This window comes from Curtobacterium sp. CFBP9011, from assembly GCF_034045095.1.
GTDB lineage: Bacteria > Actinomycetota > Actinomycetes > Actinomycetales > Microbacteriaceae > Curtobacterium.
In genome coordinates this window covers 389,347-402,165 of the sequence record NZ_JAXCWN010000002.1, presented here as the reverse complement: position 1 = coordinate 402,165, position 12,819 = coordinate 389,347, and the positions used below count along the sequence as shown (strand labels likewise).

Below are 12,819 nucleotides of genomic sequence, written 5' to 3'. Positions count from 1 at the left end.
GCCCTCCTGGGCGCTCAGCGGTGGATCGGGGACACCGGCACCGAGTCGAGCGTGAACACCGGCATGGACGCCGTGACGGGCGCCGGCTCGACGGCCGACGGGATCACGACGCCGGCCGCGGCGAGACGGGCCTCGGTCTCGATCGACGAAACGGGTTCCCCGACGGTCGAGTAGGTGCCGATCGGCACGACCGAGTGCACCACCTGGTGGCCGTAGACGTGCATCAGGTTGAACGACTGGGCACCGTCGCGGCCACGGGTGCCGCCCTGGAACTCGTTGAGGTCCTGCGTGTAGCAGGTGGCGCTGGCGACGGAGACGGGGATGCCGGCGAACACGGCACTGGTCGAGTAGTGCAGGTGGCCGGCGATGATGGTGAGGATGTCGCTGCCCTCGACCACCTCGGCGAGGGCGGGCTGGTCGCGCAGTTCGACGAGGACGGTGAGGTCCTGGACGCTGGGCACCGGCGGGTGGTGCATCGCGAGGATCGTGCCGTGCGGAGCCGCTTCGGAGAGGACCTCGGCGAGCCAGTCGAGCTGCTCGGGGGAGACCTCGCCGTGGTGGTGCCCAGGGACGCTCGTGTCGAGCGTGATGACGCGGAGGCCGTTGACGTCGTAGACGAAGTCCACCGGACGGTCGGTGGGCTGCAGGCCGAAGAGCTCCTGCCGGAAGGCCCCGCGTTCGTCGTGGTTGCCCATCGCCCAGATGACCTGCGCGCCGAGGCGTTCGGCGGCGGGTTCGATGATGTCGCGCACCTTGACGTAGGCGCCGGGTTCACCCTTGTCGGCAACGTCGCCCGTGATGACGATCGCTTCCGGGCGGGAGCCGGAGGCTTCGATCTCGGCGATGATCTGGCCGAGTCGTGCGGCGGAGTCGACGGCTCCGTAGAGCGCGCCGTCGCCGGCGATGAGGTGGGTGTCGCTGAGGTGGAGCAGGAAGTGGTTCGGCCTGGGGTGTTCAGCCGTCCGGGCGTCCATCGGTCTCTTCTTCCGTTGGCAGCGGGTGCGTGGTGCAACACAGTGCCACACCGTCCTCGACGATTCCAGCACTGCCGTCTGAACGCCCCGTGAACTGGGGCGGCGTGTCCGGTGTCCTGAGGCGAAACGACATGAGGCGAACACACGAGCCCCCGTTCGCAAAGCGAACGGGGGCTCGTGTGTTCTTGCCGAGAAGTGTTATCTACCGGCACCGACCTGCGGGGCCTGGTGGGTCCCTTCGAGGTCCGGACCGTGGTGGGCGGCGTGTGCGGCTTCGAGCTCGTTCTTCGACACCGGCTCGATGCGGTCTTCGAAGAAGAAGCGGGAGGCGCGTGCACGGGCCTTCTGCAGCGAGGTGATTCGGCCGCGGGAGTCCGGGCGGATCATCAGCGGCTTGTAGTCGTTGAACTCGAGCAGACGCCAGCGCTCGTACTCGTCGAGCTGCTCGTGGACCTCGATGTACTCACCGTGCGGCAGTCGGACGATGCGGCCCGACTCGTACCCGTGGAGGACGATCTCGCGGTCCTTCTTCTGCAGTGCGAGGCAGACACGCTTCGTGATCCAGAAGGCGACGAACGGGCCGAGGACCGTCGTTGCCTGGAGCACGTGGATCACGTGGTTGATCGACACCATGAAGTGGGTCGCGATGAGGTCCGACGACGCCGCGGTGAACAGGGCACCGTAGAGCGTGATGCCGGCGACACCGATCGCGGTGCGGGTCGGGGCGTTGCGTGGGCGGTCGGCGATGTGGTGCTCACGCTTGTCGCCGGTGACCCAGGCCTCGATGAACGGGTACACGAAGATCGTCACGATGAGACCCATGAGGATCGCGATCGGCACGAGGATGTTGAACGAGACCGTGTAGCCGAACCAGTTGACCTCCCAGTGCGGCGGCACCAGACGGAGCGCACCGTCCGCGAAGCCGATGTACCAGTCAGGCTGGGTACCGGCGGACACGGGGGAGGGGTCGTACGGGCCGTAGTTCCAGATCGGGTTGATCGTGAAGAACGACGCGATGGCGGCGAGGATGCCCGCGACGATGAAGAAGAAGCCACCGGCCTTCGCGGCGAACGCCGGGAGGATCGGGACGCCCACGACGTTGTCGTTGGTCTTGCCGGGGCCGGCGTACTGGGTGTGCTTGTTGATGACGACGAGCACGAGGTGGACACCGAGCACCGCGACGAGGATCGCCGGCAGCAGCAGGATGTGCAGCGTGTACAGGCGGCCGACGATGTCGGTACCGGGGAACTCGCCACCGAAGAGCAGGTAGGCGATCCAGACACCGATGACCGGGACACCCTCGATCATGCCGACGATGATGCGCAGACCGTTGCCGGAGAGCAGGTCGTCGGGGAGCGAGTAGCCGGTGAAGCCCTCGGCCATGGCGAGGACCCAGAGCACGAAGCCGAAGACCCAGTTGAGCTCACGCGGCTTGCGGAACGCGCCGGTGAAGAACACGCGGGCCATGTGCAGCATGACCGAGGCCACGAACAGCAGTGCTGCCCAGTGGTGGATCTGCCGGACGAACAGACCGCCGCGGATCTCGAACGAGATGTTCAGCGTCGACTGCAGCGCCACCGACATGTCCACGCCCTTGAGCGGGACGTAGGTGCCGTTGTAGACGACCTCGGCCATGGACGCCTGGTAGAAGAACGTCAGGAAGGTCCCCGAGAGCAGGACGACGACGAAGCTGTAGAGCGCGACTTCACCGAGCATGAAGCTCCAGTGGTCGGGGAAGATCTTGCGACCGACCTCCTTCACCAGGCCGGAGATGCTGGTGCGCTCGTCGATGTAGTTCGCGGTGTAGTTGATCAGTCGCGAACCACGGTCAGGAGTCGGCTTGTTCGCCGACTCGGTGGTGGGGGATGTGGTCGTTGTGCTGCTCATGAGCGGGCACGCTCCCAGAAGGACGGGCCGACCGGCTCGTGGAAGTCGCTCTGTGCGACCAGGTAGCCGTCGTCATCGACCGAGATCGGAAGTTGGGGAAGGGGGCGGGCCGCCGGTCCGAAGATGACCTCGCAGTTGTTCGAGACATCGAAGGTGGACTGGTGGCACGGGCACAGCAGGTGGTGCGTCTGCTGCTCGTAGAGCGCGACCGGGCATCCGACGTGGGTGCAGATCTTGGAGTACGCGACGATGCCGTCGTAGCCCCAGTTCTCGTGGCCCTTGGCGGGGTTCAGGTCCTTCGGGTCCAGGCGCATCAGGAGGACGGCGGCCTTCGCCTTCTCCTCGAGCATGTGCTCGGAGTCGAGCATGCCCTCGGGGATGACGTGGAACACCGATCCGATGGTGACGTCGGAGGCCTTGATCGGCAGACCCGTCGGGTCCTTGGTCAGGCGCAGGCCCGACTTCCAGAAGGTGTGACGGAGCAGCTCGTTCGGGTCTTCCTTCGGCGCGAGGTCGCGCACCAGGACGATGCCGGGGAGGGGGAAGGCCACCAGGGCACCGATGAGGGAGTTGCGGATCAGCTTGCGGCGGCTGAACCCGGACTCCTTGTCGGCGAGCTGGAAGGCTTCGACCGCCTTGGCGCGGGTGGCGTCCGTGCCACGCGTGGTGTGGCGCATCTCGGTGATCTCGCGGTCGGAGACGAGCGTCTTCGACCAGTAGACGGCACCGATGCCCAGAGCCAGGAGCGCGAGCGTGATGGAGAGGCCGAGGAAGAGGTTCGCGGTGCGGACCGTGCCGAAGTCGTTCGGGTCGATCGGGAAGGCGATGTACGCGGCGATCGACAGGACGCTCGCGACGATCGACACGTAGAAGAACGTCGCGACCTGGCGCTCGGCCAGACGCTGCTTCTTCGGGTCGACGTCCGTGCGGCGGGCGCGGTGCGGCGGCTCGCCCGGGTTCTCGAACGGCTCGTGCGGCAGGACAGCGGTCCCGACCGGCTCCGTGGCGCCGTGCTTCTCGACAGCCGAGGACGAGTTCAGTGCCTCGTCGTCGTGCTCTGCCATGGTGTTCCCTTCAGTGTCGTGCGACACGGACGATCAGTTGGTCTTCGCGGTCAGCCAGACGGTCATCGCGACGACCGCTCCGAGACCGAAGATCCAGATGAACAGGCCTTCGGCCACCGGGCCGAGGTCACCCAGACCGAAGCCACCGGGCGACTTGTTGTCCTGCACGTACTTGAGGTACGTGATGACGTCGGCCTTCTGGTCCGGGGTCAGGTTCAGGTCGTTGAAGACCGGCATGTTCTGCGGGCCGGTGAGCATGGCCTCGTAGATGTGCTTGCCGGAGACGTCGCGCAGGTTCGGCGCGTACTTGCCCTCGGTCAGGGCGCCACCGGCACCGGCGACGTTGTGGCACATCGCGCAGTTGATGCGGAAGAGCTCGGCACCTTCGGCGGCGTCGCCCTCTGCACCGTCGGTGAGCTTCGTCGAGGGGATCGACGGGCCGGGGCCGAGCGAGGCGACGTAGGCCGCCATGGCGTCGACCTGCTGGTCCGTGAACTGCTCGGGCTTCTCTTCACCCTGGGGACCCTGGGCGGCGAGCGGCATGCGCCCGGTGCCGACCTGGAAGTCGACCGAGGCGGCGCCGACACCGATGAGGGACGGGCCCTCGCTGGTGCCCTGGGCGGAGAGGCCGTGGCAGGTGGCGCAGTTCGACGCGAAGAGCTTCTGGCCCTCGTTGACTTGCGACTGGCTGGATGCGGCCAGTGTCGTGTTGGTGCTGTCGTCGGCGTTGGCCGACGTGCTGAACAGTGCGTACGCACCACCCGTCGTCATGAGTGCGACGGCGAGGAGGGACACGGTCGCCAGGGGGGAGCGACGGCCCTTCTTGTTCTTCTTCGATGTGTTGAACATGCTGTGGGGCTGCCTGATTCTCACTTGAGGAGGTAGATGACGGCGAAGAGACCGATCCACACGACGTCGACGAAGTGCCAGTAGTACGACACGACGATCGCGGTGGTGGCTTCCTTGTGCCCGAAGTTCTTCGCGGCGAACCCACGCCCGAGCGTGAGGAGGAAGGCGATGAGACCGCCGGTCACGTGCAGACCGTGGAAGCCGGTGGTCATGTAGAACGCGGAGCCGTAGGCGCTCGAGGAGAGCGTCATGCCCTCGTGCCAGAGGTTGGCGTACTCGAAGATCTGCCCACAGACGAAGATCGCGCCCATGCAGTAGGTGACGAAGAACCACTCCGTCATGCCCCAGTCCTTGGGGTTCCAGCTGGTGCGGTGCACCTGGAACCGCTCGGCGGCGAAGACCGCGAACTGGCAGGCGAAGCTCGACAGCACCAGGACGATGGTGTTCACCGACGCGAATGGCACCTCGAGCTTGGCGCTCTCGGTTGCCCAGAGCTCGGGGGAGGTGCTTCGCAGCGTGAAGTAGATCGCGAACAGGCCGGCGAAGAACATGACCTCGCTGCCCAGCCACACGATCGTCCCCACGGCAACGGGGTTCGGCCTGTTCAAGACCGGACCGCTGACGGATCTGGAGAGAGGGGTGCTTGTCACGTCTTCCATTATGGCGGAAACCCCCGACAGTGTTTTCGCAGGCAACTGGCGGGTCCTCCAGAATCAGTACGATCGAGCCATGTCTGACGCACTCACCTGGCCGGCCGTGATCAGCGCGCTCATGGCGCGCGAGGACCTCTCGATCAGGCAGTCCACATGGGCCATGGAGCAGATCGTGCAGGGGAAGGCCACGTCGGCACAGATCGCGGCCTTCGCCGTGGCCCTCCGCGCCAAGGGCGAGACCGTCGACGAGGTGGTCGGGTTCCGGGACGCGATCCTCGACGCCGCCGTCCCGCTCGACGTCGACCCGATGGCGCTCGACATCGTCGGGACCGGCGGGGACGTGGTGGGCACGGTCAACGTCTCGACCATGGCCGCGATCGTCATCGCCGCCGCGGGCGTGCCCGTCGTCAAGCACGGCAACCGCGCGAGCTCGTCCAAGTCCGGCTCGAGCGACGTGCTCGCCGCGCTCGGCCTCGACCTCACGATGGACGCCGCGCGTGTCGCCGAGACGTTCCGGCGTGTCGGTCTGACCTTCGCCTTCGCCAGCGCGTTCCACCCCGGATTCGCCCATGCAGCCCCGGTCCGGCGGGAGATCGGGGTCCCGACGGTGTTCAACTTCCTCGGCCCGCTGGTGAACCCGGCACGGTGCGAGGCGAACGCGGTGGGCGTGGCACAGCTCGAACTCGTGCCGATCATCACGGGCGTGTTCCAGACCCGGGGAGCGACCGCACTCGTGTTCCGTGGCGACGACGGCCTCGACGAACTCACCACCACCGGCCACAGCCACATCTGGGAGGTGTCCGGTGGCCGCATCACCGAGCACGACCTCGACCCGCGTGACCTCGGCATCGCCCGTGCCCGGACCGAGGACCTGCTCGGCGGCGAGCCGGCGGAGAACGCGGCGATCGTCCGCACGGTGCTCGCGGGGGAGACCGGACCGGTCCGCGACATCGTCCTGTTGAACGCCGCGGCCGGGCTCGTGTCCTTCCGTCTCGCGCAGGACCCGACCGAGGCGGACCGCCCGATCCTGCAGCGCTTCCGCGAGCAGCTGGTCATCGCGTCGGACTCGATCGATTCCGGCGCCGCCATGCGCAAACTGGACGAGTGGGTCGGTGTGGCGCCGGCCGTCACGTCGCCCTGAGCCGCCGACACCCGACGGGAGCACGCGTCGGGTCGCGCGCACCACGCAACGACGGGAGGCCCGTACCGGTTCCGCAGAACCGGTACGGGCCTCCCGTCTGTTGCGTGGTCGGTCAGACGACCGACGTCAGCGGACGTCCTCGTCGACCCAGTCGAAGGTCTTCGTGACGGCCTTCTTCCAGAGGCGCAGCGTGCGCTCGCGCTCCTCGGCGTCCATGGACGGCGTCCACCGCTTGTCCTCCTGCCAGTTGGCACGGAGCTCGTCGAGGTTCGCCCAGAAGCCGACGGCCAGGCCGGCGGCGTAGGCGGCACCGAGGGCCGTCGTCTCGGCGACCACCGGGCGGACCACGGGGACGTCGAGGATGTCGGCCTGGAACTGCATCAGCGCGTCGTTGGCGGTCATGCCACCGTCGACCTTGAGCTCGGTGAGCTCGACGCCCGAGTCGGCGTTGACGGCGTCCAGGACCTCGCGGGTCTGGAGTGCCGTGGCCTCGAGGGCGGCACGCGCGATGTGGCCCTTGTTGACGTAGCGGGTGAGGCCGACGAGCGCGCCGCGGGCGTCCGGACGCCAGTAGGGGGCGAAGAGGCCCGAGAAGGCGGGGACGAAGTAGACGCCACCGTTGTCCTCGACCGACTTGGCGAGGGTCTCGACCTCGGGCGCGCTGCCGATGATGCCGAGGTTGTCGCGGAGCCACTGGATGAGTGAGCCCGTGACGGCGATCGACCCCTCGAGTGCGTAGTGCGTCTCCTGGTCGCCGAGCTTGTAGCCGACGGTCGTGAGCAGCCCGTTCTCCGAGCGGACGATGTCGGTGCCCGTGTTGAAGATGAGGAAGTTACCGGTGCCGTAGGTGTTCTTCGACTCGCCCTGGTCGAACGCCGCCTGGCCGAAGGTCGCTGCCTGCTGGTCGCCCAGGATGCCGGCGATCGGGACCTCGCGGAGGAGGCTCGAGGACTCGACGTGACCGTAGACCTCGGAGGAGCTGACGATCTCGGGGAGCATCGACTTCGGCACACCGAAGTCGGCCAGGATGTCGTCGCGCCACTGCAGCGTCTCGAGGTCCATGAACAGGGTGCGCGAGGCGTTGGTGACGTCGGTCTTGTGCACGCCGCCGTCGGTGCCGCCGGTCAGGTTCCAGAGGACCCAGGTGTCGGTGGTGCCGAAGAGCAGGTCGCCGGCCTCCGCCTTCTCACGGGCGCCCTCGACGTTCTCGAGGATCCACATGATCTTGGTACCGGCGAAGTACGTCGCCAGGGGCAGGCCCACGATTGCCTTGTAGCGGTCGGTGTCACCGTCGGCGAGCTTGTCGACGAGCGCCTGGGTGCGGGTGTCCTGCCACACGATGGCGTTGTAGACGGCCTTGCCGGTGGTGCGGTCCCAGACGACGGCGGTCTCACGCTGGTTGGTGATGCCCACGGCGGCGACGTCGTGGCGGGTGATGTCGGCGCGGGAGAGTGCCTGGCCGATGACCTCGCGGGTGTTGTCCCAGATCTCCGCCGGGTCGTGCTCGACCCAACCGGCGCGCGGGAATATCTGCTCGTGTTCCTTCTGACCGACGGAGACGATCGATCCGGAGTGGTCGAAGACGATCGCTCGCGTGCTGGTCGTGCCCTGGTCGATGGCGACGATGTAGTCGGCCATTGGTGCTCCTTACGACGGTGTTCGGTGCTGCGGACGGGACGGGTCGACCCGGTCGCTCAGGTGGTGCGGGTTGTGCGGGTGGTGCGGCGCGCCTGGACGCGCTGGGTGGGACGCGGCCGCCACGCCGGAGGTGCAGTGCGGCGGCCGCGCGGGTGGTGCTGGTCGTGCGTCGTGCTGGTGCGGGGACGAGCTACGCCATCGGGAGCAGCGGTCCGGCGAGCAGCGCGGCGATCGTGCCACCGACGAGCGGGCCGACGACCGGGACCCAGGCGTAGGACCAGTCGCTGGTGCCCTTGCCCTTGATGGGCAGGAAGGCGTGCGCGATGCGCGGGCCGAGGTCACGGGCCGGGTTGATCGCGTAGCCGGTGGGGCCACCGAGCGAGACACCGATCGCGATCACCAGGAAGGCGACCGGGATGGCGCCGAGTTCGGTCGGCGTCTTGCCGTTCGTGAAGGCGAGGACGACGAACACGAGGACGAACGTGCCGATGATCTCGGTCACCAGGTTCCACGCGTAGTTGCGGATCGCGGGGCCGGTCGAGAACACGCCGAGCTTGGCCGCGGGGTCGGGCTCCTCGTCGAAGTGCTGCTTGTAGGCGAGCCAGACGATGACGGCACCGATGATCGCGCCGATGAGCTGCGCGAGCCAGAAGAGGAACATCTCGCCGACGGTGATGTTGCCGATGATGGCCTGCGCGATGGTCACGGCGGGGTTCAGCTGGCCGCCGGACTTGTACGAGACGGTTACGCCGGCGAAGACCGCGAAGCCCCAACCGATCGTGACCATGAGGAAGCCTGCGCCGAAGCCCTTGGACTTCGTGAGGGAGACCGCGGCGACCACGCCGCCACCCAGGATGATGAGCAGCGCCGTGCCGACGAGCTCAGACAGGAATTTGACGCCGATGTCGTCCACCGGTACCTCCGATTTGCTGTGGTCGGGGGCCCGGCTGAGCACCGGCACTCCCCGTCGAGTGATTGAGCCCGAGCATAGTGCTGGGGATTTCCGGAGGGTGATGGACACGAACCGCATTCCGGCGAAAGTGAACGGACGTGCACCGGACGTGGATGCGCGAGGACTCGGGGACGGGCTCGGGACGAGCGACGGCTGCACGAACGTGCAGCACGACGGCACAGGTGCCCGGAGCTGCCCCTGGCACGGACACGTCCCGGCGGTACAGTGAGCCGACTCCGGACGACGTCGGCGGTGTGCAGACGGTGGACCGGTGCCGGACATCCGTGTCGTACCCGTGTCACACCCTCGTCGCACTCCCGGAGGCGCAGCATGAAGAAGCTCATCAACGACCCACACGACGTCGTCATCGAGACCGTCCGGGGGTTCGCCCTCGCCCATGCCGAGCACGTCGTGCTGGTCGAGGACCCGGTGCACCTGCACCGCCGCGACGCCCCGGTCAGCGGCAAGGTCGGGATCGTGAGCGGTGGCGGCAGCGGCCACGAGCCCCTGCACGCCGGCTTCGTCGGACACGGCATGCTCGACGCCGCCGTGCCGGGCCCGGTGTTCACCAGCCCGACCCCCGACCCGATCGTCGCCGCCACGAAGGCCGTCGACGGGGGAGCGGGCGTGCTCCACATCGTGAAGAACTACACCGGGGACGTCCTGAACTTCGAGACCGCCGCCGAGCTCGCCGCGATGGACGACGTCCGGGTCGAGAGCGTCGTGGTCGACGACGACGTCGCCGTGCAGGACTCGCTCTTCACCGCCGGTCGCCGTGGCGTGGCCGGCACGGTCGTCGTCGAGAAGTGTGCCGGCGCCGCCGCCGAGCGCGGTGACGACCTGGACGCCGTCGCGGCGGTGGCCCGGCACGTCAACGAGGTGACCCGGTCCATGGGGCTCGCGCTGGCCTCCGGCACCGTCCCGCACGCCGGCGAGCCCTCGTTCACGCTGGCCGACGACGAGGTCGAACTCGGCATCGGCATCCACGGCGAGCCCGGTCGCGAGCGCATCCCGATGGCCCCGGCCGACGAACTGGTCGACCGCGTGCTCGAGCCGATCCTGACCGACCTGCAGGCACCCGCCGGCTCGCAGCTGCTCCTGCTGGTCAACGGCATGGGCGGCACGCCGCAGTCGGAGCTCTACATCGCCTACCGACGCGCCGCCGAGGTCCTGTCGGATCGTGGCTACACGGTCGCGCGTAGCCTGGTCGGCAACTACGTCACCTCCCTCGAGATGCAGGGGTTCTCGCTCACCGTCACGGTGCTCGACGAGGACCTCACCGCACTCTGGGACGCGCCGGTGGAGACGCCGTCGCTCCGCTGGGGGCGCTGACACCGCACGACGACTCCGCTCAAGACGCCGACCACGGGTCGGCCGCACGAAGGGACACACCTTGTCGCTCGACACCGCCTGGGCCATCGACTGGGTCCGCCGCACCGCCGCCACGATCGACGAGCACCGGGCGGAGCTGATCACGCTCGACCGCGAGATCGGTGACGGCGACCACGGTGAGAACCTCGACCGCGGGTTCCAGGCGGTGCTCGTCGCACTCGACGACGCGGACCTCGAGACCCCGGGCGCCGTGTTCAAGCTCGTGGCGACCAAGCTCATCTCCACGGTCGGTGGTGCGGCCGGTCCGCTGTTCGGCACCGCGTACCTCAAGGCAGCCCAGGCCGCCGGCGACGCCACGGAGCTCGACGCCGACACGCTCGTCGCGGTCCTCACCGCGGCCCGCGACGGCGTCGTCTCCCGCGGCAAGGCCGAGGTCGGCGACAAGACGATGATCGACGCGTGGACGCCGGCCGTCGACGCGGCAGCTGCGGCAGCCGCAGCGGGGGAGACCCCGGAGCGCGTGCTCGCCGCGGCCGCCGACGCCGCCGCCACCGGTGCGGAGTCGACCGACGCACTCGTCGCCCGGAAGGGCCGTGCGAGCTACCTCGGCGACCGTGCCGTCGGGCACCGCGACCCGGGCGCCCAGTCGAGCGCCTACGTCCTGCGCGCGGCCGTGGACGCGGCATGAGCGTCGGCATCCTCGTCGTCTCGCACAGCGCCGCCGTCGCTCAGGGCACGGTCGACATCGCCCGGCAGATGGCCGGCGACGTGCAGCTCGTCGCGGCGGGCGGCACCGACGAGGGCGGCATCGGCACCTCGTTCGAGGCGATCACCGCCGGCATCGAACAGCTCGTCGGCGCGGTCGGCATCGTCGTGCTCTGCGACCTCGGTTCTGCCTACCTGACGACCGACACCGCGCTCGACTTCCTCGACGACGAGCTCCGTGCACGCGTGCACGTCTCGGACGCCCCGGTCGTCGAGGGGACCGTCGCTGCGGCGGTCGCCGCCCAGACGGGCGGCGACGTCGACGCGGTCCTGGCGGCTGCTGCCAGCGCTGCCGGTGGCGGGACCGACGCCGGTCCCGACGACGCGGCCACGCGCCTCCCGGGAGGCGCGCCCCACCCGGCCGACGCCGGTGCGGCCGACGGGACCCACGCTGCTGCGGCCGACGGGACCCACTCCTCTGTCACCGTGGAGCTGGTGAACGCGTCCGGCCTGCACGCACGTCCCGCCGCGGAGTTCGTGAAGACCGCCGCGAAGCACGACGCGTCCGTCCGGGTGAACGGCGTCGACGCGAAGAGCCTGCTGGCGATCATGGCGCTCGCGCTGCCGAAGGGGGCGGCGGTGACGATCGAGGCCTCGGGCCCCGACGCACGCGCCGCGGTCGACGCCCTGGCCGACCTGGTCCGGTCCGGCTTCGGCGAGTAGCCCTCGCGGAGGGTCAGACGCGCTGGAGGCCCGTGACCCGCAGCAGGTCGAGTCGCGACGCGTCCTCGCTGCCGGGGACCACCGTGTAGACGACGATCCGCAGGTCGCTGCCCGGCACCGAGAGGGTGTCGCAGTCGACCTCGATCGGGCCGACCGGCGTCCGCAGGGTCTTGCGGCTGGTCCGGTGCTCGGCGATCCGGGCCTCACCCCAGCGACGCTCGAACTCGGGGCTCGTCGCCCGCAGGTCCCGCACGAGCTCGGCGAGGTGCCGGTCGTCCGGGTAGCGACCGAGCGCGGTGCGGAGGTCGGCGGCCAGGTCGGACGCGAAGGCCTCGGCGTGCTCGTCGTCGAAGTCGACCCCGGCGTGGCCGTCGGTGAAGAACTGCCAGACCAGGTTCGCCGAGCGCCCCTGCCACCGGTCGCCGTCGCCCGTGGCCGCGGCCCAGAGCTCGTTGCGGTGCAGCAGGTCGTGGCTGGCGGTGAAGACGGCGAGCGGCACGTCCGTCAGCCGGTCGACGATCCGCTGCACGCCGGGCGTGATGTGCCGGGGGACGAGCCCGCGGGACGGCGGCGCGGCGCCGGCGACCCGGAACAGGTGGTCCCGCTCCAGCTCGGTCAGACGGAGCGCGGTGGCCAGGGCGGCGAGCAGCTGCGGTGACGGGTTGGTGGCACGGCCCTGCTCGAGACGCACGACGTAGTCGACGCTGACACCGGCGAGGGCCGCGAGCTCCTCACGCCGGAGCCCCGCGGTCCGCCGCCCGGCACCGGCGGGCAGCCCGACCTCGGCAGGGGTGACCCGGTCGCGCCAGGACCGCAGGACGTCGGCGAACTCGCTCATGCACCCATCCTCGCGCGGATCGGTCGCGGGACCGTGGTACTCACAGTCCCAGGGTCCACGGGA

The 12,819-nt window shown here is 69.2% G+C and carries 12 protein-coding genes; 4 read left to right on the top strand and 8 right to left on the bottom strand.

Features of this window, described 5'->3' with window-relative positions; all coding sequences use genetic code 11:
- Positions 1 to 14: 14 nt before the first annotated feature.
- The 5 genes from SOM35_RS06125 to ctaE all read right to left on the bottom strand — a co-directional run bounded on the left by SOM35_RS06125 (position 15) and on the right by ctaE (position 5,433).
- Entirely contained in the window at positions 15 to 974 is a 960-nt protein-coding gene (locus SOM35_RS06125) for a phosphodiesterase (protein WP_111073459.1), read from the bottom strand.
- 198 nt (positions 975 to 1,172) lie between these two features.
- Positions 1,173 to 2,861, bottom strand: a complete 1,689-nt coding sequence (gene qcrB, locus SOM35_RS06120) for a cytochrome bc1 complex cytochrome b subunit (RefSeq protein ID WP_320514731.1) — start codon at positions 2,859 to 2,861, stop codon at positions 1,173 to 1,175.
- Positions 2,858 to 3,925, bottom strand: a complete 1,068-nt coding sequence (qcrA, locus tag SOM35_RS06115) for a cytochrome bc1 complex Rieske iron-sulfur subunit (RefSeq protein WP_111073461.1) — start codon at positions 3,923 to 3,925, stop codon at positions 2,858 to 2,860. Before qcrA ends, qcrB begins: the two co-directional genes overlap by 4 nt.
- Before the next feature lie 33 nt (positions 3,926 to 3,958).
- Complete coding sequence (gene qcrC / locus SOM35_RS06110) at positions 3,959 to 4,774, bottom strand: cytochrome bc1 complex diheme cytochrome c subunit (protein ID WP_111073462.1); 816 nt, start codon at positions 4,772 to 4,774, stop codon at positions 3,959 to 3,961.
- 20 nt (positions 4,775 to 4,794) lie between these two features.
- Positions 4,795 to 5,433, bottom strand: coding sequence for an aa3-type cytochrome oxidase subunit III (gene ctaE / locus SOM35_RS06105; RefSeq protein WP_110902297.1), 639 nt, complete (start codon positions 5,431 to 5,433; stop codon positions 4,795 to 4,797).
- 70 nt (positions 5,434 to 5,503) lie between these two features.
- On the opposite strand from ctaE, the gene trpD reads away from it, so the two are divergent.
- Positions 5,504 to 6,568, top strand: a complete 1,065-nt coding sequence (gene trpD / locus SOM35_RS06100; protein ID WP_221849549.1) for an anthranilate phosphoribosyltransferase — start codon at positions 5,504 to 5,506, stop codon at positions 6,566 to 6,568.
- 126 nt (positions 6,569 to 6,694) lie between these two features.
- Here the strand turns inward: trpD and glpK are convergent, their stop codons facing one another.
- Positions 6,695 to 8,206, bottom strand: coding sequence for a glycerol kinase GlpK (glpK, locus tag SOM35_RS06095; protein WP_111073464.1), 1,512 nt, complete (start codon positions 8,204 to 8,206; stop codon positions 6,695 to 6,697).
- 190 nt (positions 8,207 to 8,396) lie between these two features.
- Positions 8,397 to 9,119 (bottom strand): MIP/aquaporin family protein, encoded by a 723-nt coding sequence (locus tag SOM35_RS06090; RefSeq protein ID WP_320514730.1) that lies wholly within the window; start codon positions 9,117 to 9,119, stop codon positions 8,397 to 8,399.
- A 369-nt stretch (positions 9,120 to 9,488) separates the two neighbouring features.
- Here SOM35_RS06090 and dhaK point away from each other — a divergent pair, with 369 nt between their 5' ends.
- The 3 genes from dhaK (at position 9,489) to dhaM (ending at position 11,918) form a co-directional block, all read left to right on the top strand.
- Positions 9,489 to 10,490, top strand: coding sequence for a dihydroxyacetone kinase subunit DhaK (gene dhaK, locus SOM35_RS06085; RefSeq protein WP_320514729.1), 1,002 nt, complete (start codon positions 9,489 to 9,491; stop codon positions 10,488 to 10,490).
- 61 nt (positions 10,491 to 10,551) lie between these two features.
- Positions 10,552 to 11,178 (top strand): dihydroxyacetone kinase subunit DhaL, encoded by a 627-nt coding sequence (gene dhaL / locus SOM35_RS06080; protein ID WP_320514728.1) that lies wholly within the window; start codon positions 10,552 to 10,554, stop codon positions 11,176 to 11,178.
- Positions 11,175 to 11,918 (top strand): dihydroxyacetone kinase phosphoryl donor subunit DhaM, encoded by a 744-nt coding sequence (dhaM, locus tag SOM35_RS06075; RefSeq protein WP_320514727.1) that lies wholly within the window; start codon positions 11,175 to 11,177, stop codon positions 11,916 to 11,918. Before dhaL ends, dhaM begins: the two co-directional genes overlap by 4 nt.
- 13 nt (positions 11,919 to 11,931) lie before the next feature.
- Here the strand turns inward: dhaM and SOM35_RS06070 are convergent, their stop codons facing one another.
- Positions 11,932 to 12,756, bottom strand: a complete 825-nt coding sequence (locus tag SOM35_RS06070; RefSeq protein WP_320514726.1) for a helix-turn-helix domain-containing protein — start codon at positions 12,754 to 12,756, stop codon at positions 11,932 to 11,934.
- Positions 12,757 to 12,819 lie beyond the last annotated feature (63 nt).

Bases quoted from the DNA above. Each gene is read 5' to 3' on its own strand.
- trpD (WP_221849549.1), top strand. From the start codon at position 5,504: ATGTCTGACGCACTCACCTGGCCGGCCGTGATCAGCGCGCTCATGGCG.
- glpK (WP_111073464.1), bottom strand. From the start codon at position 8,206: ATGGCCGACTACATCGTCGCCATCGACCAGGGCACGACCAGCACGCGA.
- dhaM (WP_320514727.1), top strand. From the start codon at position 11,175: ATGAGCGTCGGCATCCTCGTCGTCTCGCACAGCGCCGCCGTCGCTCAG.
- qcrA (WP_111073461.1), bottom strand. From the start codon at position 3,925: ATGGCAGAGCACGACGACGAGGCACTGAACTCGTCCTCGGCTGTCGAG.
- qcrC (WP_111073462.1), bottom strand. From the start codon at position 4,774: ATGTTCAACACATCGAAGAAGAACAAGAAGGGCCGTCGCTCCCCCCTG.
- ctaE (WP_110902297.1), bottom strand. From the start codon at position 5,433: ATGGAAGACGTGACAAGCACCCCTCTCTCCAGATCCGTCAGCGGTCCG.
- SOM35_RS06070 (WP_320514726.1), bottom strand. From the start codon at position 12,756: ATGAGCGAGTTCGCCGACGTCCTGCGGTCCTGGCGCGACCGGGTCACC.
- dhaK (WP_320514729.1), top strand. From the start codon at position 9,489: ATGAAGAAGCTCATCAACGACCCACACGACGTCGTCATCGAGACCGTC.
- SOM35_RS06125 (WP_111073459.1), bottom strand. From the start codon at position 974: ATGGACGCCCGGACGGCTGAACACCCCAGGCCGAACCACTTCCTGCTC.
- qcrB (WP_320514731.1), bottom strand. From the start codon at position 2,861: ATGAGCAGCACAACGACCACATCCCCCACCACCGAGTCGGCGAACAAG.